Annotated in this window: 20 protein-coding genes; 18 read left to right on the top strand and 2 right to left on the bottom strand. The window is 48.8% G+C overall.

What is annotated here, in order from left to right; genetic code table 11:
• Positions 1-192 precede the first annotated feature (192 nt).
• Positions 193-543 (top strand): YciI family protein, encoded by a 351-nt coding sequence (locus tag LKX83_RS11005; protein WP_227882234.1) that lies wholly within the window; start codon positions 193-195, stop codon positions 541-543.
• A gap of 75 nt (positions 544-618) precedes the next feature.
• Here LKX83_RS11005 and LKX83_RS11000 read toward each other — a convergent pair whose 3' ends face one another.
• Positions 619-1,638, bottom strand: a complete 1,020-nt coding sequence (locus tag LKX83_RS11000; protein WP_227882401.1) for an alpha/beta fold hydrolase — start codon at positions 1,636-1,638, stop codon at positions 619-621.
• 143 nt (positions 1,639-1,781) lie between these two features.
• Between LKX83_RS11000 and LKX83_RS10995 the strand changes: the two genes are divergently transcribed.
• The 9 genes from LKX83_RS10995 to LKX83_RS10955 all read left to right on the top strand — a co-directional run bounded on the left by LKX83_RS10995 (position 1,782) and on the right by LKX83_RS10955 (position 7,582).
• A complete protein-coding gene (locus tag LKX83_RS10995; protein ID WP_227882400.1) occupies positions 1,782-2,681 on the top strand; it encodes a LysR family transcriptional regulator in 900 nt (299 codons plus the stop codon).
• A gap of 106 nt (positions 2,682-2,787) precedes the next feature.
• The gene (locus LKX83_RS10990; RefSeq protein WP_227882233.1) at positions 2,788-3,183 is read left to right on the top strand and encodes a MerR family transcriptional regulator; all 396 of its coding nucleotides are present in this window, start codon (positions 2,788-2,790) and stop codon (positions 3,181-3,183) included.
• 54 nt (positions 3,184-3,237) lie between these two features.
• Entirely contained in the window at positions 3,238-3,855 is a 618-nt protein-coding gene (locus tag LKX83_RS10985) for an NADPH-dependent F420 reductase (RefSeq protein ID WP_227882232.1), read from the top strand.
• Positions 3,856-4,077: 222 nt separating this feature from the next.
• The gene (locus LKX83_RS10980; protein ID WP_227882231.1) at positions 4,078-4,401 is read left to right on the top strand and encodes a PadR family transcriptional regulator; all 324 of its coding nucleotides are present in this window, start codon (positions 4,078-4,080) and stop codon (positions 4,399-4,401) included.
• The gene (locus LKX83_RS10975; RefSeq protein ID WP_227882230.1) at positions 4,394-4,945 is read left to right on the top strand and encodes an HAAS signaling domain-containing protein; all 552 of its coding nucleotides are present in this window, start codon (positions 4,394-4,396) and stop codon (positions 4,943-4,945) included. Before LKX83_RS10980 ends, LKX83_RS10975 begins: the two co-directional genes overlap by 8 nt.
• Positions 4,945-5,682: a DUF4097 family beta strand repeat-containing protein gene (locus LKX83_RS10970; RefSeq protein WP_227882229.1), complete on the top strand. Its 738-nt coding sequence runs from the start codon at positions 4,945-4,947 to the stop codon at positions 5,680-5,682. Before LKX83_RS10975 ends, LKX83_RS10970 begins: the two co-directional genes overlap by 1 nt.
• A 1-nt stretch (position 5,683) precedes the next feature.
• Positions 5,684-6,199, top strand: a complete 516-nt coding sequence (locus LKX83_RS10965) for a hypothetical protein (protein WP_227882228.1) — start codon at positions 5,684-5,686, stop codon at positions 6,197-6,199.
• A 116-nt stretch (positions 6,200-6,315) separates the two neighbouring features.
• Positions 6,316-6,861 carry a dihydrofolate reductase family protein gene (locus LKX83_RS10960; protein ID WP_227882227.1) on the top strand — a complete coding sequence of 182 codons (546 nt, stop codon included), beginning with the start codon at positions 6,316-6,318 and terminating at the stop codon, positions 6,859-6,861.
• Positions 6,862-7,063: 202 nt separating this feature from the next.
• The gene (locus tag LKX83_RS10955; RefSeq protein ID WP_227882226.1) at positions 7,064-7,582 is read left to right on the top strand and encodes a GrpB family protein; all 519 of its coding nucleotides are present in this window, start codon (positions 7,064-7,066) and stop codon (positions 7,580-7,582) included.
• Between the two features lie 192 nt (positions 7,583-7,774).
• Here LKX83_RS10955 and LKX83_RS10950 read toward each other — a convergent pair whose 3' ends face one another.
• Positions 7,775-9,247: an MFS transporter gene (locus tag LKX83_RS10950; protein ID WP_227882225.1), complete on the bottom strand. Its 1,473-nt coding sequence runs from the start codon at positions 9,245-9,247 to the stop codon at positions 7,775-7,777.
• Positions 9,248-9,405: 158 nt separating this feature from the next.
• On the opposite strand from LKX83_RS10950, the gene LKX83_RS10945 reads away from it, so the two are divergent.
• The 8 genes from LKX83_RS10945 (at position 9,406) to LKX83_RS10910 (ending at position 19,455) form a co-directional block, all read left to right on the top strand.
• Complete coding sequence (locus tag LKX83_RS10945; protein ID WP_227882224.1) at positions 9,406-9,984, top strand: TetR/AcrR family transcriptional regulator; 579 nt, start codon at positions 9,406-9,408, stop codon at positions 9,982-9,984.
• Between the two features lie 889 nt (positions 9,985-10,873).
• Complete coding sequence (locus tag LKX83_RS10940) at positions 10,874-11,806, top strand: GNAT family N-acetyltransferase (protein ID WP_227882223.1); 933 nt, start codon at positions 10,874-10,876, stop codon at positions 11,804-11,806.
• Between the two features lie 405 nt (positions 11,807-12,211).
• The gene (locus LKX83_RS10935) at positions 12,212-12,814 is read left to right on the top strand and encodes a TetR/AcrR family transcriptional regulator (RefSeq protein WP_227882222.1); all 603 of its coding nucleotides are present in this window, start codon (positions 12,212-12,214) and stop codon (positions 12,812-12,814) included.
• Positions 12,815-12,819: 5 nt separating this feature from the next.
• On the top strand, positions 12,820-13,566 hold the full coding sequence (map, locus tag LKX83_RS10930; protein ID WP_227882221.1) for a type I methionyl aminopeptidase: 747 nt from the start codon (positions 12,820-12,822) through the stop codon (positions 13,564-13,566).
• A gap of 181 nt (positions 13,567-13,747) precedes the next feature.
• Complete coding sequence (locus tag LKX83_RS10925; RefSeq protein WP_227882220.1) at positions 13,748-14,482, top strand: YheC/YheD family protein; 735 nt, start codon at positions 13,748-13,750, stop codon at positions 14,480-14,482.
• Between the two features lie 368 nt (positions 14,483-14,850).
• Entirely contained in the window at positions 14,851-17,535 is a 2,685-nt protein-coding gene (locus LKX83_RS10920; RefSeq protein WP_227882219.1) for a cation-translocating P-type ATPase, read from the top strand.
• The gene (locus tag LKX83_RS10915) at positions 17,532-18,104 is read left to right on the top strand and encodes a Chromate resistance protein ChrB (protein ID WP_227882399.1); all 573 of its coding nucleotides are present in this window, start codon (positions 17,532-17,534) and stop codon (positions 18,102-18,104) included. The genes LKX83_RS10920 and LKX83_RS10915 overlap by 4 nt, the downstream gene beginning before the upstream one ends.
• 439 nt (positions 18,105-18,543) lie before the next feature.
• The gene (locus LKX83_RS10910; RefSeq protein ID WP_227882218.1) at positions 18,544-19,455 is read left to right on the top strand and encodes an aminoglycoside phosphotransferase family protein; all 912 of its coding nucleotides are present in this window, start codon (positions 18,544-18,546) and stop codon (positions 19,453-19,455) included.
• The last annotated feature ends 237 nt before the right edge of the window (positions 19,456-19,692 follow it).

Raw genomic sequence — 19,692 nt, 5'->3', positions numbered from 1 at the left:
AATTCCTTGATTCTAAGGCACTTCAGATAACGAGCCGTTCCCCTAAGAGGAACGGTTATTTATTTGTTGAACTTAGAAAAAGGAATTAAATCGATTTGCAGTGTCGATTTTGCTTTTTCTTGTTCGTTGTATTGATATAGCAGCCGATTATGAATGGTAATGGAACCTGACTCAAAAAAAGGAGGAAGATGGATGCTATTTATGTTGATTGTCAAAGCCTCGAACAATTCGGAAGCCGGAAATCTCCCGAGCTCGGAGCTCATTGAAGCCATGGCGAGGTACAATGAGGAATTAGTGAAGGCAGGCGTGCGGGTTATGGCTAAAGGACTTCATCCAAGCTCAAACGGAATTCGCTTTACGTTTCCGAATCCGGGGGAAAAGCCGGTGGTTACGGATGGCCCATTTACGGAAACGAAAGAATTGATTGCCGGGTTCATTCTGATTGAAGTGAAGTCGAGGGAAGAAGCCATCGAGTGGGCCATGCGGATGCCGGACCCGCAGGGACATGGCGAAGGCCAGATTGAATTGCGTCAAGTATTTTGATGTGCCGTGGCAAAAAGAAGGAGAAGCTTCAATGAAGCGACGCCTTCTTTTTGTTTATTTAAAGGCAATGGTGATCTATTTATTTGTACGAAGCGCCAACAATCGTTTTAGGTTGTCATCAATAAATTGATTATCGGCCCTGTTTATTCCGCGACCGGCAAAATGGCCCCAGATCGACTCGATTGGATTAAGATCAGCATTAGGCATACGTTTAGCCTCGTATTTGTTATCGTCCGCCGTACAGAAGAGATCCGTGCTCCCCGGCATAATATAGGCGAGCGCTTCAATGCTTCTGAGGGCTTTATTGAAATCACCGTTATAGGTTGGGTTTGCACTAATATCTGCATATTGGCCTGTCCATAACATGGCCAGGACATTGTGCGGATCCATCTTCCTAAAGCTATCTTCCCAGACGCCGGCTATAAAATCTTCCAAAGCGTTAAATCCCAGCTCACGATAAAGTTCCTCTCTGTAAAACGCTTGCGATAAGCCCCATCCTGCATAGGTACGACCAACGGCACGCATATCTGAAGCAGTCAACTCGTTTAGTCTACTTGAATCGAAGCCCACTGCAGCCATTAGCGCAGCTTTCATTCCGTCCAGGACCACATACGTATGAGGCCAAGTCTTGGCAATTCCGGCGAAAGGTGCGATTCGTTCCACCATGTCGGGATAACTTGCCCCCCATTGGTAGGACTGAATGCCTCCCATTGACCATCCAACCACGAGAGCGATCTTCTGAATGCCGAATTTCTCGGTCAACAAGCGATGCTGGAATTGAACGTTGTCATAGATCGTTACCTGCGGAAAATGAGCCCGGTCGAATGGGGGAGGCGTGTTGCTGGGAGACGAAGATAATCCGTTGCCCAGCAGATTTGGCACGATAATGAAATATTTCTGCGGATCCAGTGCCATGCCGTTTCCAATCAACCATTCATTCTGAACATGCTGGTCGCCAAAAGCAGTCGGATAGACGATGACATTATCTTTCTTTTCATTTAATTTTCCATAAGTTTGATAAGCAAGAAAAGCGCTCGGCAACGTCACTCCTGATTGCAAGGTTACGTTACCCAAATCAAAAACTTCATAATCCATCGTATTATCGCTCCCTTCAAAATGAATCCAACCATTTAGAATGTATTTCTTGTGCTTAGTATAAGGTTGTGATACTTTCAATGAAAGTGATTGAAAATCGAAATAAGTTTCAATAATATTGAAAGCAAGAGGGGTGTCGAATGATGGAATTACGCCAACTGAATACATTCCGCACGGTTGCATCCACTTTAAATTTCAGTCGTGCTGCGGAGGCTCTGAGTTACGTCCCTTCCAACGTCACGATGCAAATAAAAGCGTTGGAGGATGAGCTTGGTGTTCGTCTCTTTGACCGCTTGGGCAAGCAGCTCGCTCTTACACCGGAGGGTAAGCGCTTTTTAACTCATATCCAAAGCGTTCTAGACAAATTGGACGAGGCTCGCAGCGTCGTTCATGACAATGAAAATCTAAACGGCACCCTAACGATCAGTGCTAACGAGGTTCTTTGCGCCTATCGGCTTCCAGTTGTTTTTCGCCTATTCCGCTTGCGCCAACCGAGGGTTCGTCTCATCTTCCGCTCCGTTCCCAATCAGCAACTCAAGCAAACGCTCTTTGAAGGAGCTGCGGATGTCGTCTTTATGTTGGACGAACCCATTCGCTCAACGGGACTTGCAGTAGAACCGCTACTGGAGGAAACTTTCTGCCTTTTCGCTGCTCCAGACCATCCTCTCGCGAATCGAACTGAACTACAGCTGGAAGATTTTCACGGAGAAGTGTTCCTGACGAATGAAAAAGGCTGTACTTATCGAACCATGTTTGACCGGTCATTCGAGAAAGAAGGTATTGATAGTATTACGTATTTAGAGTTTCAAAATGCCGAAGCGATCAAACAATGTGCAATTACGGGAATCGGTATTGCATTCCTTCCTGAGATCGTAACAAAAGCCGAAGTTGAACGGGGCGAACTAGTTGCTCTTCCTTGGCAAATTCCGGATTTGCACGTATATACGCAAATGTTATGGCATAAAGACAAGTGGCTTTCACCAATCATGTTATCTTTCATTGAAGCAGCTAGGGAGGTTCTCGTACAGGGGAGGGGGATATAACCTTTAAGCTTATTCAGCGCCGACGCTGCCAGCGATTTTGCTTCAAAGGAGTTGACCTGGAGTTATCTCCAGCTTGTAGAATGCGGTATGAAGGGAGGCGAGCTCGTTGTACACGATCGGTCAAGCCGCAGAGATGACGGGGTTCGGACACGATACGCTCAGGTTTTACGAGAAAATGGGGCTGCTCAAGCCGCAGCGCAAACGGCCGGGCGGCGCGCGCGTGTTTAGCGACGACGATCTCCGACTGCTATTCGGACTGAAATGTTTGAAACGGATGGGGTTGTCGTTGGAGGAAATCAAGTCGTTCACGATTTCGAACCGCTGCATGACTGAACGCTCATCAATGAGCGAAGGAGACGAAGCCGTTCTCCGGGATCGAATCGGCCTGCTGACGGATCACTTGGCCCGGATGGAGATGCAGCGCCGCGAACTCGATGAGCTGATCAATCGGACGAAAAACAACATCCGCCTGTACAACGAGCTGTTGGACGGGACGCCGTAAATTTTACGAATGTTCCGGCGTTCAAGCAAAAACACTTGTTGAGGAGATGAGCGCGTGAACATTGCGATAATCGGGTCAGGACACATCGGCGGTACGTTGGGAAAAGCGTGGGCGACGAAAGGTCACAGGGTGATGTTCGGCTCGCGGGATCCGCAAAGCGAACGGATGCAAGCGCTGCTCGAGTCGATCGGCCCGAACGCCGCGGCGGCGTCCGTTAAGGAAGCGTCCGCGTCCGGCGAAATCGTCGTATTGGCCGTTCCCGGCACGGAAATCGAGCGAGTACTGGAAGAGATGGGAGACCTGCAGCGGAAAATCGTCGTCAATGCGACGATATTGTTCGACGGGCGGTCAGCGGACGCGGTAGTGAGGAGGCTTGCGATTGGCGCGCGCGTCGTGCGGGCGTTCCATACGTCGACGTGGGAGGCGCTCGCGAACCCGCGGTTCGGCGGTGCGAACGCCACGCTCTTCATGAATGGCGAGGACGAAGAAGCCAAGATGACCGTCCTTCGGCTGGGCGCAGAAGCCGGATTCGACATGGTGGACGCTGGCGGTGCAGAAGTGATGGGCGAGATCGAAAAGGCGCTCTTTTCGTTCTGGACCGCGCTCTCGCCGCAGTTCGGCCGCGACTACGCAATCCGGGTGCTGAGAAGGGAAGAAGCGCAGCCGTCTTAAACCGGGGCCGCGCGAAAAATATGGACCGCCGCGGTCATCCGGATGCGGCGGTCTGTTTATGTTGCGGCGAAACGTTGCTAAACTGCCAGGTTGACCGCCTCTTCGAGATTACTTGATGGAATCCGCTTGGATAAATGAACTCGACCAAGGTCCAGTTGCAGAATAATGTCCGGTAGTGAATAATATTCAGTAGTGAATGATGTGCAGGTGAGGTGAGTATCTTTGAATGTGCAATTTAAGAAAGGCGTACTTGAGCTGTGCGTACTCGTTATGCTAGCCAAGAAAGACCGCTACGGCTTCGAGTTGGCGGAGAGCATCTCCAGGCGAATCGACATTGCCGAGGGCTCGCTATATCCGTTGCTGCGCCGATTGAAGGAACAGGACTATTTATCGACTTATCATGTGGAGTCGACAGAAGGGCCGTCACGCAAATATTATTCAATGACCGAAAAAGGGAGGACGTATATGGAGGAGTTGTTGGAGGAGTGGAAGCAATTTTCCGGAGCGATCAACCGTCTTATCGAAGGGGAAATGACGAATGGATAAAAGGGATTATCTGCTTCGTCTGGAAGCGGGATTGAAACGGCTGCCGGAGAGCGAACGGCAGGATATCATTAGCGATTTCGAGGAGCATTATGCGACCGGACTCGAGAAAGGATTGTCGGAGCAAGAGATCAGCCGCAAGCTCGGCGACCCTGGCACGATCGCTAAGGAATTGGTGGCGGAATACCGGATTGCGGCGGCGGAACGCGACAGGTCGTTCTCCAGCGCGGTGCGCGCAGTGACAGCAACGACGGGAATCGGGATAGGCGCGGTAGTTGGGCTGTTTCCGGTATTAGCGGCGATCTGCGGGTTTTTGCTCCTATGCGTAGTACCGATTCTATTTATACTGTCGCCTTTGACGCTGCTTAGAACGATGCCTTTTTACGACCGTACCGACGTGTTGCTTTACCTTTTTCTATCGATCACGACGTTCAGCCTAGGCGTGCTGATGGGAGCGGGCTTGTATTCTGCCGGTAGGAAGCTGGCCGGATGGGCATTGAGCTTGACCAAAAGCCAGCTTGAAAGCGTAAAAGGGGACCAGCGATGATGAAAAAATGGATATACGGGGCATTGGTGCTTTTTGTTATCGGGATAAGCGGGATGATTTATACGTTAACGATTACCGGCGTTAATGAGCTTCATTCCGTTTGGAGCAGGCAGCTCGATTCCGGCCAATTGATTCGATCCGTCAAGATTCATTCTCCGGATGCGGACGTCTTCGTGAAGCCGGCGGAGCAGGATGCCGTTACGGTGGATCTGCAAGTAAGCAAAGGAAGCCGCAGCCAGCTGTATCGCGTCGAGGTTTCGGCCGACGGCGGGCAGCTTAAGGTGGATGTGAAGAGGAAAGACCCGTACAAGTTCAATATCGGCGTTCTGTTCTATCGGGAGCGGATCGAGATTCGTATACCCCGCAAACTGTATGAGTCCATCGACATTACTACGAAACTGGCGGACGTCAAACTGAACGGCATCGACGGCAAGCGCACCGACGTTCGCACAGAGACGGGGGATGTTCGGATTACAGGCTACGAACTTACTGGCGATTATGCGGTGGAGACGACGAAAGGGGACGTCAGCATTCGTTTTGAAAGCATTCCCGTATCGATGCAGCTGGATTTCAAAAGCGCGAAGGGGAAAGGCCGTGTTGATTGGACCGGCCTACAGTATGTGAAACAGACCGACAACCGCATAATCGGGCAGTTGGGCTCCGGCGGACAACGGATTCAAGTTACGACGGAGTCCGGAGGATTTCATCTTGCCCAGACCAAAGGAGAGGAGCAGTAAGATGGCGGTTCAACAGACGCTTCGGCGGTTCATATGGGCACCGTTTGAGCTGATATCCTGGGGGTTCAGATTCTATTTTTCACATACGGTGCTGATCATCTTGGCGCTAGTTCCCTCGATGATTCGCGGTTATCAGATGTACACGGGCCATACCCCGGAGTCGCTTGAGATTATTCTTTGGGTGATGCGAATCGCGTTATTCGCGGCTATCGCCAGGATCGGCTGGAAAGAGCGCGACAGAATCAATTGGAAGCAGATCACCGTCCCCGCAGCGCTGGAATTGATCGTAACTGCATTATGGCAATATGTATGGTTCCTCTATGCGATTATCCCGGGAATCAAGCTGGTTACGGAATGGATCGGCAGCGAAGAGGTGATGGGTGTGATCGTCCGGCTGCTTCATGTTTCGGCTATTGACGTGCAAGCATTGGCGAAATCGGTGTTGTTCGTATTGAAAAACATTTTCGTTATCCCCATGTATATTATGTTTCTTCTTCGGATGATCAAAGTCATTTGAGGGACGAAAAAGGAAAATAAATTTTTATTATACCTTAATTGGTATATTCCGAATGAAGTATATTCATATCATGCATCCAGACTTAACATATAAATCCAAAACGAGGGAGAATGTTTATGAGAAAAGTAGTGGTATCTGAGTTCGTAACGTTGGACGGCGTGATGGAGGATCCGCAATGGACATTTGCCTTCGGAAGCGATGAGCAGCAGCAGTTCAAGTTCGAAGAACTGAAGGCAAGCGACGCTCTTCTGCTTGGCCGTGTCACGTATGAAGGTTTTGCGGCAGCATGGCCGAATATGATCGAACAAACCGGTGAGTATGGGCAATGGATGAACGGATATCCGAAACATGTCGTCTCGACGACGCTCGATCAAGTGGAATGGAATAATTCTTCTCTGATCAAGGGTGATCTCAAGGAAGAAATCGCCAAGCTGAAGCAACAACCGGGTAAAGATATTCTCGTATTCGGTAGTTGCGCTCTTGTGCAGGCGTTGACTCAGCTCGACCTCGTCGACGAATACCGGCTCATGGTTTTTCCGGTTGTGCTGGGCAAGGGCAAGCGTCTTTTCGAGGAAAGGCTCGATAAGAAAACGTTGAAGCTCGTAGAAACGAAATCGTTCAATTCCGGCGTTGTCGTCCTTACGTATCAGAAAGTCGAGTAAGCGACATCTAAGGACTAAACACCGCTGATCTGTAACCCAAAAAGCGACTTACTGCTTCACGCGGAAGTCGCTCTTTTCAGATGCCAATGACGAATTGGCCTTGAAAAATATTGACATAGGTTTCCGAATTTTATATGTTGTTACAATGCCCTACAAAGGTCGTAATGAAGTCGGAAAGATAAATAAGCGAGGAGGAAATGAAATGAATATCAAAGTTGTAGAATACGATCCAAATTGGAAAACAGAGTATCTGAAAGAAGAACAAGCCATTAAGGGAATTCTTCAAGATGAACTGGTGAAAAGTTTCCATATCGGGAGTACTTCCGTTCCGAATTTAAAAGCAAAACCGATCATTGATATTTTGCTCGTAGTCAACGATATCGGAAAATTGGATCAGTACACTGCTCCATTTGAAAACTTTGGCTATGAAGTGATGGGCGAATTCGGAATGAAAGGAAGGAGGTACTTCCGCAAAGGCGGAGATGATCGCACTCATCAAATCCATGCCTTTCAATACGATTCTATTCAAGAAATCGAAAGGCATTTGTCGTTCAGAGATTATCTTTGCGAAAATCCTGAAATATGCAAAGCGTACGGGGAATTAAAAAGCAAATTGGCTGACAAATATCCAACCGACATTGAAAGCTACGGTGACGGCAAAGACGAATTTGTTAAAAAAATCGAAAGAGCAGCGCTCAAATGGCATTGGACTATTCGCTGAGGAAGAAGCGCAGCCGTCTTAAACCGGGGCTGCGCGAAAAAGATGGACCGCCGCGATTGTCCGGATGCGGCGGTCCGTTTATGTTGCGGTGAAACGTTTGCCAAACTACCAAGTTGATTGCCAATTCGCGACTGATGACAAGATAAAACAAGTTATTCAGTGACCTCGTTGCGCGGAGGGCTTCTTTTTATTTCACGATCGACGGGCTCCGTTTCGCCCCGCCAGCATCAATGCTAGCGGCAGGATGAGGGCAGCGGCGGCGGCCAGCACATATAGGCATATTTTAAATGCATCGGGATAGGCGTTGGCCGAGCCGGTATGGGCTTCAAGAGCGCTAAGCCAAACAATGCCGATCAGGGCGATTCCAATCGTTGAGGCGATCTGTATGCTGGTCGTCATAACACCGGATGCGGAGCCGATGTCCGTTGTGCGGATTTTCGCCAAAACGATATTCGTCAGTGGCGCGGCAACGAAACCTTGACCGATGCCGAGCGCAGCTAGAGCCGGGATCCACACGCCGATATCGGATGAAACCCCGGTCGTTTGGACCGCCCAGCTAAGCAGCAGGTACCCTGCTGTCGTCAAGATAGAACCGACGGTCAGCACGTGGGCTCCAAGCTTCGCAGCGACTCGGGAAGAGAACAGCGATGCGAGGAAATAGCCCATTCCCATCGACCCGATTACAAGACCTGCTTGCAGAGCCGAGAAATGAAGTCCAAGCTGAAGCATGTAGGCGGCGACCAGGAAGAAGGCCCCTTGCGACGACATCAACAGCAGCACGACGAGAATGCCGAACGCGAACACCCGATGTCTAAAGAGATCGACATTCATAAACGGGAGCCGACCGCGGCGCAGCAGTCGCCGTTCGTACCACGCGAACAAAACCAACACAGGGGCCGACAAGAGCAAACTGACGACGAGGCCGGCTGGCCATCCTACACGATGTCCCTGCACGAGCGGATAGACGAGCATCAGCAAGCCGGCAGCTGCGAGTGCGGCTCCAATCCAATCCAGTCCGGCGCGGTCCGGCGAGCCGGATTCCGGAATAAACGGAACCAGGACCAATATTAGAGCCCCGAGCAAGACGCTGATCAGGAACACCGCTCTCCAATCCAGATCCCACAAATTCATACGGAGAAGCAGCCCGCCGATGATCTGCCCGGCCGTCGCCGCGATTCCCTGGGTCGCTCCGTACATGCCAAAGATCGCACCTCGACGTTCCGGAGAATAATTGGCTTGAATGAGGGACAAAACCTGCGGCATGAACAAAGCGGCGCCGACACCTTGCAAAACGCGCGACGCAATAAGCATCGTGACTTGGGCAGATAAGCCGCACAACAGAGAAGCGATCGTGAATAAGGCCACTCCGATGAACAACATTCTCCGGCGTCCAAACCGATCGCCCAGCCGGGCGCCCATAATCAGCAGAACGGCGAACGTAAGCGTATACCCGGTAAGCATGAATTGTACATCGGCGAAGCTGGCCCCGAGCCCTTTCTGGATCGAAGGCGTGGCTACGTTCACGATGAACACGTTAGATACTGCCATAAATACAGGCAAAAGCAGAGCCGGCAGCATCAGACGCGATCCGCGTCCGTCTCCGTTGGAGACGGGGTCGCGAGTCCGCTCCAATTGGGCGGAAGCATCCGAAAGTGTATTGGACATAGAAAGTTCCCCTTTCTCACTACTCGTCCGATTGACAGGAGGCGAGAGCATTTCATACAATGGAGTAGACAGGTCTGTCTCTTCTCGGTGAAATGATACAGACAGATCTGTCTCAAGTCAATACTCTTTTTTCCAAACCGATAGAGGTGGGGTCGAGGATGAATAAAGAATCGGCTAAAGATCGCATACTGCGAGTCGCCTCCGAATTGTTCTACATGGAGGGCATACGGGCGGTTGGCATCGATCGGATTATTAAGGAATCCGGCGTTGCCAAGGCTAGCTTCTATCGAAGCTTCGCGACAAAAGACGATCTGACGGTTGCTTATCTGGAGTCCAGAGATGAACTAAAGGTGGAAAAACTGGAAAGATTGCGGCAGATGTATCCGAGCTCCCCTAAGAAACAGCTCGTCACCCTCATTCACGATGTGACCGAACAGATGGGGATGCGGGATTACAGGGGGTGTCCGTTCTTGAACGCAGCGGTCGAATTCCCGGATCCGAATCACCCCGCCCACATCAAATTGCTGTACATTCAGAGGAGCTTCTGGTCTCGCGTTCAAGAGCTTGCAGCGGAATGCGGGGCACGTCAGCCCGATGAGTTTACTGCGCAGCTGAGAATGTTGTATGACGGATTCGTCATGAAGAGATACCTGGACAAGTCCGATTTGGATCCGGCGTATTTCCGGAATGCTGCGGAGCTGCTCTTGGAGAAGCAGCTCGACAACCATCGCGGGTAACGGACGATTTTCAACTCGCAGGAACACCATATACGCACACCAAGCGCCGCTTAGGAATCAGAGCGGCGCTTTTAGTAACCAAATAGGTGTCGATGAGTCGTGACCGTCCAGACCCATTTGTTTTTAATCATCTTTTCCTTTCCCTTCTACAGGATCACTACTTAAGCTTTATATACAAAGGAGGTTATTTGAATGGTTGATGTTTTCGCGAGGAAGACAAGTGGAGTGCCAATTTATCATCGACGGCATCAGTTTTGATTTCTGGCCAATCGGATATGATCGTGCGGAGAGAATGGCAACCTCTGAGGAGTGGAGCACGACGATTATAGCGGACTGCGAGCTGTTATATGTCCGATCAGAAGATGATCTGGCAAGGTTCATGGAGCTTCGTGAGACATATCCAACATGGGCAGTGAATCCAAAGCACCTGATTTGATTGGCAAAGCCGAATCTGCATTAAAGGATTGCCTGATCCATATGGCTAAAATGCGGCTTATCCGTAATTCCAAGGAGTTGTCCTATTGTCGAACCCAGGCTAAAGAAATCGCAGTAAACATTTTTAAGTCGCTAGGCTTCTTGAACCAAATTTACTATAAGCGCATGTGGGGCCACTATCGCGAGCAAGTCAGAAATCTCCCGATAAAGCCAGACCGACTGGATCAATACCTAGATACCATGATGTTCAGCCATACTGCGGATGAGATTATGTCGGCGTGCGAGAAACTGACTGCAGATACACTTCGGCTTTTCCGGATCTTGTCGCGCTTTTGGATCCAACAGACTTTGAACCGCTGCGATTAGCCGTGCTGCAGCTTATTGAAAAATTAGAAAATCAGCTCCAAACAGAAGGTGTATCTTTGAACCGGTTCGACTCAGTTGCTGAAGGATCATGGAACAAGAAAAGAATGTACAATTTCGGTCATTTTTTAATGAACAGGATTACTCAGCACTTCGCGCTCTAATTGCCAAAAAGTTTGTGAACCCAAAGAAGCGGTTTTACCCCAGCCTTGGAGATTTGGATTATATCCGTTCTTTCGACGAGGAATTCACAAGAAAAGTGACAATATGTGAATTAATAGACGGTACAATAATAGGGGCCATTTGGCCAGGGCATTATCGAATTCTTTATTGCGTTACAGGGCCTGATTATGTTGGATATGAAGATGAAATACTAGCCTGGGCCGAGCAGCAGTATTGCGCACCGTCGTTATTAGAGGATCGTACAGCGACTGAAGTGTATATTTGGGCTTATGAAGAAGATTCGGTGCGTATGGAGATCTTGGAAGCACGGGGGTACACCAAACATACCTGGTACATGTACTCTGGCGTGATTGATCTCGATTCCGAAATACCAACACCGCAATTTCCAAAAGGCTTCCGGGTTCGACCGCTCGCAGATAGCGATATAGAGCAAAAAGTAAATATCATGGGAGATTCAGCGGGGCTGACAGCACCGAACATGGATGTATACCAGCGACTGATGAGTAGCCCGACGTATAATCGGGAACTGGATTTCGTGGTTGTTGATGAGGACGATCAGGTTGTTGGGTTTGCTAACGTGTGGCATGACACTGTAAATCATATAGCTCTTATTGAACCGTTCGGAACAGTACCAAGCTACCGAAGAAAGGGTTTGGCCACGAACTTGCTTTATGAATGCATGTACCTCTTGCGAGAGAAGGGCCTTTCAAAGCTTTACATCAATCATGGTGGTTTATGGAACCTACATCCAGAGCCTGATGACGCAATGCGGGTGTATTACAAGGCAGGGTTCCAATTACTTGGCAATATGTTTGTGTGGTATAAGTCTTGTGAGTGCTAACAGGTAATTAAGTCTGCCTTGATGACGACAGTCGGCCGTAGCCGGCACGAACGTCGCTGCGACGTCCGGCGTCCCGTTCGGACATCCGATACCGAAGCCGACGAGGACTGCGGTGGAGAGGACGTCGCATCCTCCGCCGAGGTCTGTCGGTGGGACTTGGCCTATGCCGCCATAGGCATCTTGTGAACAAATGTCTCCTGAGAGGAACTATTCGACGAGGAGGGGGCAGTCAAGGTTCCTTCTGTATGGTCATGTCAAGCTGCTTGGAACGTGCATTGACGCACAGGCCGGAGGATCGCTGGTGCATCCAAAAAAACAAGCGAATCGAAGTACTTGATCCTTACCTCCAAAGGATGTATATTGTTTTTACATTGACATTACCGCAGGTCTAAAAAAGGAGGAGCCATGTCCCCACGTACCAAAGAACAGAATGACGCGATCCGGGAGCTGCGGATGAACCAAATCATGCAAGCGGCTACGGAAGTATATTTGGAAAAGGGCATTCAATTGGAAATACGCGATGTTGCTGTTAAGGCAGAGCTCGGCTACGGAACCGTGTATCATTACTACAAAAATAAGATCATGCTCTTGGAAGATTTGCTGTGGGATGCCCTGAATCGAATGGAGTCGGCAGTACTGCCCGCTTTGACGGGAGACGGCGGCAGTTTGCTTCAAGCAGAGTCGTTCTCCAGGCTGCTCCTGCGGAAGTGCATCCAGGATCCTTCCGTATTTATTTTGCTTAAAACGGTTGCGGATAATTTTCATCACTTCCCGGGAAACCGGTTCAACAAGTTGTTTGCCGAATTTCAGGAACGGATCTATTTGCCGTTTGTGAAAATGATTCGTGAAGATATCAGTTCCAAATCACCGGAGAAAACAGCTAATCTAATCTATGGCTCGCTTGTTGGCTGCACAACATTGAACATCCACCACAATATGCGTAACGAGTTGGATGTGGACGGGATCGTCGATATGATTTTTTCAGGCATACAGTCAAAGGAGAAATGAATGGAATGGTCATCCTGAAATCGAGAGCAGAAATCGATGAAATGAGAAAAGCCGGCCAAATAGTCGCTGCTTTTCATCAAGCAATCGCAAGCATGATCCGGCCGGGTGTCACGACGCTCGATATCGAGTCGTTCGCGGTGCGGTTCCTGAAGGAGAATGGCGCCAAGGCTTATACGGTAGGCTACAACGGCTATCCTTTTGCGACATGTGCATCTGTCAACGACGTCATTGCGCATGGTTTTCCGAACCGGAAGCCGCTCCAGGAAGGCGATATCGTCAAAATCGACATCGTCGCGGAAGCGGATGGCTGGATCGGCGATTCAGCTTGGTGCTATGCGGTCGGCGAGGTGTCGGAAGAAGCCCGCAATCTGATGCGGGTAACGAAGGAATGCTTGTATCTTGGAATCGAAAAAGCTGTCGTCGGAAACCGGATCGGCGATGTGATGCACGCGGTTCAAACCCATGCCGAGCAAAACGGATATTCGGTGGTGCGCGATCTGCTCGGTCATGGCGTAGGAAGGGAGATGCACGAGGAACCTAATTACCCCCACGTCGGGTATCCGGGCAAAGGATTCCGTTTGAAGGAAGGGATGGTTTTTACGATCGAGCCGATGCTAAATGCCGGTAAAGCGTTCATGAAGGTTGATGCCGACGGATGGACCGCCAGAACCGTTGACGGCTCGCTTTCCGCACAGTATGAGCATACGATCGCCATTACTGCGGATGGCCCAATTATTTTGACCGAACAATAGAACTCAAAAATCGGCTACTGTTCGCAAGTTTGCGAAAGGGCCGATTTTTGTTTTTCTTGTGGACTATGCGGATACCTATATTGGAGATGACGTAGGCAGAAGCCGCTCCTTTTTTCTTCCGCCAATATACAATAAACACATGGTAAATGTGGAGATAGCCCTTATGCAGGAGGCAGATACATTGAAAAAAGCAACATACAAAATGGGTAAATTAGGTAAATATAATTTCATGCGAAAATACAGCAACATTAAAACGTTATTGCCTGATACGCAAGCAGCAACAATATCAAATATCTATAAAATGATCATGAAATATGACTCCCTTTACTTAAAACCTGACGAGGGAACCGGAGGTCATGGCATATATAAGATAACGAAAACCAATAATGGATTCGTTCTAAGAAGTGGCACTACTTCAAGAAAATATCATACATTTGATGCACTATGCAGTTCTCTCGGCAAGTTCCTATATAAAAAGAAATATGTTGTTCAAAAAGGGATTCATCTGTTGAAGCATGATGGACGCTCGTTTGATATAAGGGTCATGGTGCAAAAGAACAGAAAAGGACAACTCGAAACAACAGGGATCATTGGGCGGTTAGCTAAACCGGGCAAGATCGTGACTAATTTTCACAGTGGAGGTACACCATTGCCCATAGATACTTTACTCCAATCTCATCTCAGTAGATCCGCGAGGGCAAACTTTATAAAGAAGATGGAAGCTTTAGGGAGAGATGCGAGTCTTGTTCTTCGAGAAAGTTATAGAAGAAAAAAAGCTTTCGGCGTTGATATTGCAATTGATTCAAATTGGAAGCCATGGATTCTAGAGATTAATACGGGTCCAGATAAGAGTATTTTTAACACGATTAAAGACAAATCCATGTATAGAAAGATTTTGAGGTATTCAAAATTCTGAAGATGGATGATCGATCCGTAGGGAACCGAAGTGTTGGATAATCTTTACCGAGTACATTTGGTGGGCGGACTGCCGTCAGGGAATGATCATATTATCCATCAAGTTGTTTTTATTATCATCTCTCATCTGGGATTAGTACTTCCATTTAGACAATTCTTCCGCTAAAAACCGTCTTGCCTGAACCGCCCATGGGGCGGTTTTTCTTTTGGTCAAAGACTTGTTAATAACAGGTCGGTAACGCTGCTAAACAAAATCCGTTTCACCAATAAATGAAACGAACGTTGCATATTTGCGGTCGTGATGATAGGCTAAAGACACATAAGCAGGGCGGCATGAACCAGAACGTATCGATGAGAAGGAGTCCATTTATGAGTGCAAAAAAATGGGCAGAGTTAATCATGTGGCATGCAACATCCCGAGAACAAACGATTCAAATACTGGAATCCCATTTGGACGCAGGATTATCCACTGAGGAGGTGGAGAGAAGAAGGGGGAGCGTTGGTTTTAACCATTTAGCCACGGCTCCAGGGAAGCCATGGTGGAAGGAAATCATAGAGGAGCTCACCGAACCGATGATTCTGCTCCTGTTTCTGGTCGGTGTGTTATATGGTTTGCTTGGTGAACTTCGAGATGCGATTACAATCATCGTTATTATTATTGCCGTTCTTGCCATCGAAATTGGAAATGAAAGCAGGGCAAAAGGGGCAATAAAAGCTTTATCGAAATTTTCTGCCATCCGCACACCTGTTATTCGTGATGCAAGCTATCAGGAATGTCTTCCGTCCGAATTGGTACCGGGGGATATTGTCATTCTACAGCCTGGTGAGCGTATACCGGCAGATCTGCGTTTGTTGGAATCGATCAGCCTTCACGTCGATGAATCCAGTCTTACGGGCGAATCCGTTCCGGTGTTGAAGAACGCGGAGGTTATACTGGACGAAGAGGCTGAATTGGGAGATCGGCGTAATCTTGCTTATTCCGGAACATTGGTCACAGCAGGAAAGGGAATCGGGGTCGTTATCCGTACAGGGATGGCGACGGAACTTGGCAAAATGGTTGGTTTGGTAAAAGAAGCGCGCGAACCCCGGACACCTCTGCAGCTTCATATGAAAGAATTGACTCGTTGGATGGTCTGGATAGCACTCGGGTTTAGCGCATTGGTGGCGATTGCGGGATGGCTTCAAGGGTCAGGTTGGAGAGAAACGGTATTCGACGGACTGACGCTTGCGTTTGCAACCATACCTGAAGAACTTCCCATCTTGATTGCCATGGTCCTCGGATTGGGGGCTTACCGACTTTCGAAGCAGAAGGCGATCGTTCGTCGGTTGCGCACGGCCGAAATACTGGGAAATGTAACCGTCATTGCGACTGATAAAACGGGAACGCTTACTGAAAACCGGATGCAGATCAGCCATTGGTTCATCCATGATCAGCTATGCGATAAAGAAAAGTGGCAGCGGTCCGAATGGACGAACATGATCGTTCATGTCGGTTGCCTTGCAAACGATGGCTTTGTTTCGGGACAACAAGAAGGAAAGCCGGTATTTGAAGGTGATCCGACAGACACTGCATTTTTACATGCAGCTGAAGACCTGGGATATGATGTTGAAACGATCAGAAAGCAATTTCGCGTACGGGAACAATTTCCGTTCGATAATGCGACAAAACGGATTACCGTAACCGCTATGTATGGGCAAAACCTTTATACACTTTCCAAAGGGGCAACCGAGGAATTGCTGGATGTTTGCAAAACCATCGTCTGGCATGATGAGATCGTGCCGTTAACTTCCGAAGTTCATGCTAGAATGATCGAGAATGCGGAAAAGCTCGCAACGGAAGGTTATCGGGTCATCGGTCTTGCTTGCAAAGAAATGCCTCTAGACCATGCCATGACAACGCGCGAACATGCCGAGTCCGATCTTGTCTTTTTGGGTTTGGCCGCGTTATACGACCCTCCGCGTACGGAAGTCGCCGCGGCAGTGGAAACATTGCAGCAAGCAGGGGTGAGAGTCATGATGGTGACCGGCGATCACGCGGCAACGGCCGGTTCGATCGCCGCTCATGTCGGGTTGGAATCCTCCCGCATCCTACTGGGTCGCGATATCGAATCGATGTCCGATTCAGAGCTTGCAATGCGGCTGCGGGATGCTTCCATCTGCGCAAGAACGACAGCCGAGCATAAGCTTCGTATTGTTCGCGCCCTGCAACAGCATGGCGAAGTAGTGGCGGTAACCGGTGATGGAGTAAATGACGGTCCTGCGCTAAAGGAAGCCGCCGTTGGAATCGCCATGGGAAAATCGGGAACCAATGTGGCCAAAGAGTCGGCAGATCTGGTGCTTGCCGACGATCATTTCGGAACGGTGACGATCGCTATAGGCGAGGGTAGAAAACTGTTTGCCAATTTGCAAAAGGCAGTCCGTTATTATTTGGCGGCCAAAGTCGCTTTGATTTTCAGCACGTTAATTTCTGTCGCAGCCGGCCTTTCCCTTCCTTTTGCGCCGATTCAGATCATTTTGATGGAACTGTTTATGGATTTGGGGGCTGCAACCAGCTTTCCTGCTGAGCGGCCGGAAGCCGATGTGATGAGGCGTGGTCCTAGAAGTACGTCACTGCGCTTTTTGGATCGCGCCATGGTTTTAGGTATCTTTTCGGGAGGGTTTTCCCTCGGACTCGCTGTGTTAGCTGCTTATTTGTGGGCTTTGTCGACGGGAGCCGTTCCCATTCAGGCGCAATCAGTAGCCTTTGCAACCTGGATGGTGGGTCACTTGGTTCTGGCCTTGTTCATGCGTTCTGAAAGAGAACCTCTCGTCAAACTCGGACTATTATCTAATCGGATCATGCTGCTCTGGATCGCATCGGCTATCGTTTTTCTTTTGGCAGCTGTTTATGTGCCTTATCTACAAGCTCTGCTGCATCTGACATCACTGCATGTCATCGATTGGTTTGCCATTTTGGTGTGTTCCTTGGCGACTACGGCATGGATCGAGATCGGAAAATGGGTTCGGTGGCAAAAATATGGATCAGCCAAGAAGGAGAGAGGGAGTTGGCTATGAGTCACTATTCCTGGTTCGTCCTATCCTATAAAGTTCCCTCAGAGCCGTCGACCTTACGCGTCCGTATTTGGAGACAGCTGAAATCATTGGGAGTCGTGTATATTCAACAATCCGTCTGCGTTGCTCCCGACACACCTGAAATCCGTAAAAAAATACAGCAAATCAAGAAAACGATAGATTCGGGCGGGGGAGAAACCCTGTTACTTGAAGTCACTAAATTTTCTTCCATTTCTGAAGAACAGTTGATTCAGTTATTCAATCAACAACGCACCAAAGAATATGAAGAATTTCTGGATGGATGCGGGGTATTATGGAAAGAAATTGAACATGAAACGCAGAAAGGGAATTTCACGTTTCATGAAGTGGAAGAAAATGAAGCGGATTTAGGCAAACTTAAAAGATGGTTCAGAAAAATCATGAAAAGGGATTTCTTCCAAAGCTCGTTAGAAAACAGGGCGAAAAGCCAATTGGATCTGTGTGAGGCGAAATTAGCCGAGTTTACGGATCGGGTATATCGATCGGAAGGTCAGATGGAAGGAAAAATAATGAGCGAAGATACCGGATTCTGAAAAAAATGACCGATCTAGCCGCTTTCTTACGGAAACGAATGCTGCAATTGCGGTGGTATACACAGAACATCTAAGTCCTCAGCATACATGTCAGGATCGTTTCTATCGAACCGCTTAACGCCTCCGGCAAAAATTCGGTAGAGGGTATAGCCGGGGATTATCATGATTATGAAAACAGCGATAAAATAAACAAGTTTCGAAAGCCTCTCCCGCGGAGTTGACCGCGGATCTGGTGCCATCCGGACGCTATTGATTGGTATAAGCGATGGTTTGATCGACTTACAACAAATCCCCATTTTCTAATCGTGAAAGCCCGGAAATAGCATAATAAATCTACTGCGAAAGATCCCATTATTCAGCGGTCTTTTCTATTATAGCAAGGACTTGGCGGCGTTGTGCAACTCTTGGGCAGGTTGCCCTTTAAAAGGAGAAAAGGTGCATGATTGTTATCCCTGATGAATTTATTAATCGCATGAACCAGCTCTACGGTGAGGAAGGCGTGGCATGGACTAAGGCGCTGCCCGGGCTGATTGCCGAATATGCAAGCCGCTTTGAATTTCACCCGGAGGCCCCATACTCCAATTTGTCTTATAACTTTGTTCTTCGAGTAAAGTGTAGAGACGGTAAGCCAGCTGTCTTTAAATCGTCCTTTATGAAGGACGAGCTTTCTAGGGAAGTAAGTGCGCTTCGCGCCTATGAAGGCTGTGGAGCAGTTCGTGTGCTTGACGCAGACGAGGAAGGTGGTGTGATCTTGCTGGAGAGTGCTAACCCTGGCACGCCGTTGTCGATTGTAGAGGATGATTCGCGTGCGACGGCAATCTTTTGCGATGTATTTCGCCGTCTTCATCTTCCAGCAACGCCCAGCAGTCCGTACCCTTCCATAAAGCAACACTTCGCTGCCATTGAACGATACCGCGAGCGATTTGACGACGTGAACATTGCCGCGCCATTACCTGAGAGTTGGGTAGAAAATGCTGAGGAATGTCTGTCGTATCTGATCGCGACTACCAGTGAAAATTTCCTATTGCATGGCGACCTGCACCATGGGAACATCCTTAGCCATGGCGAAGAGAAATGGGCTGTCATTGACCCCAAAGGCATAATCGGAGACATTCATTTTGATACGATCCAGTATCTGCTTAATTACGAAGATCGAGGCGGTGACTGTGATCAAGTGCTTCGGAATCGGATTGCGATGATGGTCGACCGCCTTGGCTTGGATCGTCGCCGGATTTCAATGTGGGGCGTGGCGCGAGGAGTGCTTGAAGCGATCTGGACAATTGAAGATGGCGGAATGGATTGGCATAGAGGCATCCAAATTACGGAGCGGTTTTCTAAAATTCTGGATTGAGTAGCTTTATAATGAAATACGAATTCAGCTAGGTTGAAGCCAGCATGGGAAGGCAGCTGGCAGATACTAAACTGCACCTCCAACTGTTAGATGGTGTCTAACGGTTGGGGTTGCATTCCTCTAGACATGTAGGGTTAGAGGTTCCGATCTTTTTATTGCTGCAGCAATATCCAACTTAAACTTCGCAAAAAGCCGTTTTAAAGCGCATTCTAGCTTCATATTTATCGTGAAATTGAG

Source organism: Cohnella baijiui, from assembly GCF_020731285.1.
GTDB lineage: Bacteria > Bacillota > Bacilli > Paenibacillales > Paenibacillaceae > Cohnella.
This window is presented reverse-complemented; position numbering and strand designations above follow the sequence as displayed.

Excerpts from the sequence above, each read along its gene's own strand:
- LKX83_RS10910 (WP_227882218.1), top strand. The coding sequence starts at position 18,544 with ATGATTGTTATCCCTGATGAATTTATTAATCGCATGAACCAGCTCTAC.
- map (WP_227882221.1), top strand. The coding sequence starts at position 12,820 with ATGGTCATCCTGAAATCGAGAGCAGAAATCGATGAAATGAGAAAAGCC.
- LKX83_RS10970 (WP_227882229.1), top strand. The coding sequence starts at position 4,945 with ATGAAAAAATGGATATACGGGGCATTGGTGCTTTTTGTTATCGGGATA.
- LKX83_RS10940 (WP_227882223.1), top strand. The coding sequence starts at position 10,874 with ATGGAACAAGAAAAGAATGTACAATTTCGGTCATTTTTTAATGAACAG.
- LKX83_RS10935 (WP_227882222.1), top strand. The coding sequence starts at position 12,212 with ATGTCCCCACGTACCAAAGAACAGAATGACGCGATCCGGGAGCTGCGG.
- LKX83_RS10960 (WP_227882227.1), top strand. The coding sequence starts at position 6,316 with ATGAGAAAAGTAGTGGTATCTGAGTTCGTAACGTTGGACGGCGTGATG.
- LKX83_RS10945 (WP_227882224.1), top strand. The coding sequence starts at position 9,406 with ATGAATAAAGAATCGGCTAAAGATCGCATACTGCGAGTCGCCTCCGAA.
- LKX83_RS11005 (WP_227882234.1), top strand. The coding sequence starts at position 193 with ATGCTATTTATGTTGATTGTCAAAGCCTCGAACAATTCGGAAGCCGGA.
- LKX83_RS11000 (WP_227882401.1), bottom strand. The coding sequence starts at position 1,638 with ATGGATTATGAAGTTTTTGATTTGGGTAACGTAACCTTGCAATCAGGA.
- LKX83_RS10950 (WP_227882225.1), bottom strand. The coding sequence starts at position 9,247 with ATGTCCAATACACTTTCGGATGCTTCCGCCCAATTGGAGCGGACTCGC.
- LKX83_RS10920 (WP_227882219.1), top strand. The coding sequence starts at position 14,851 with ATGAGTGCAAAAAAATGGGCAGAGTTAATCATGTGGCATGCAACATCC.
- LKX83_RS10955 (WP_227882226.1), top strand. The coding sequence starts at position 7,064 with ATGAATATCAAAGTTGTAGAATACGATCCAAATTGGAAAACAGAGTAT.
- LKX83_RS10915 (WP_227882399.1), top strand. The coding sequence starts at position 17,532 with ATGAGTCACTATTCCTGGTTCGTCCTATCCTATAAAGTTCCCTCAGAG.
- LKX83_RS10995 (WP_227882400.1), top strand. The coding sequence starts at position 1,782 with ATGGAATTACGCCAACTGAATACATTCCGCACGGTTGCATCCACTTTA.
- LKX83_RS10975 (WP_227882230.1), top strand. The coding sequence starts at position 4,394 with ATGGATAAAAGGGATTATCTGCTTCGTCTGGAAGCGGGATTGAAACGG.
- LKX83_RS10965 (WP_227882228.1), top strand. The coding sequence starts at position 5,684 with ATGGCGGTTCAACAGACGCTTCGGCGGTTCATATGGGCACCGTTTGAG.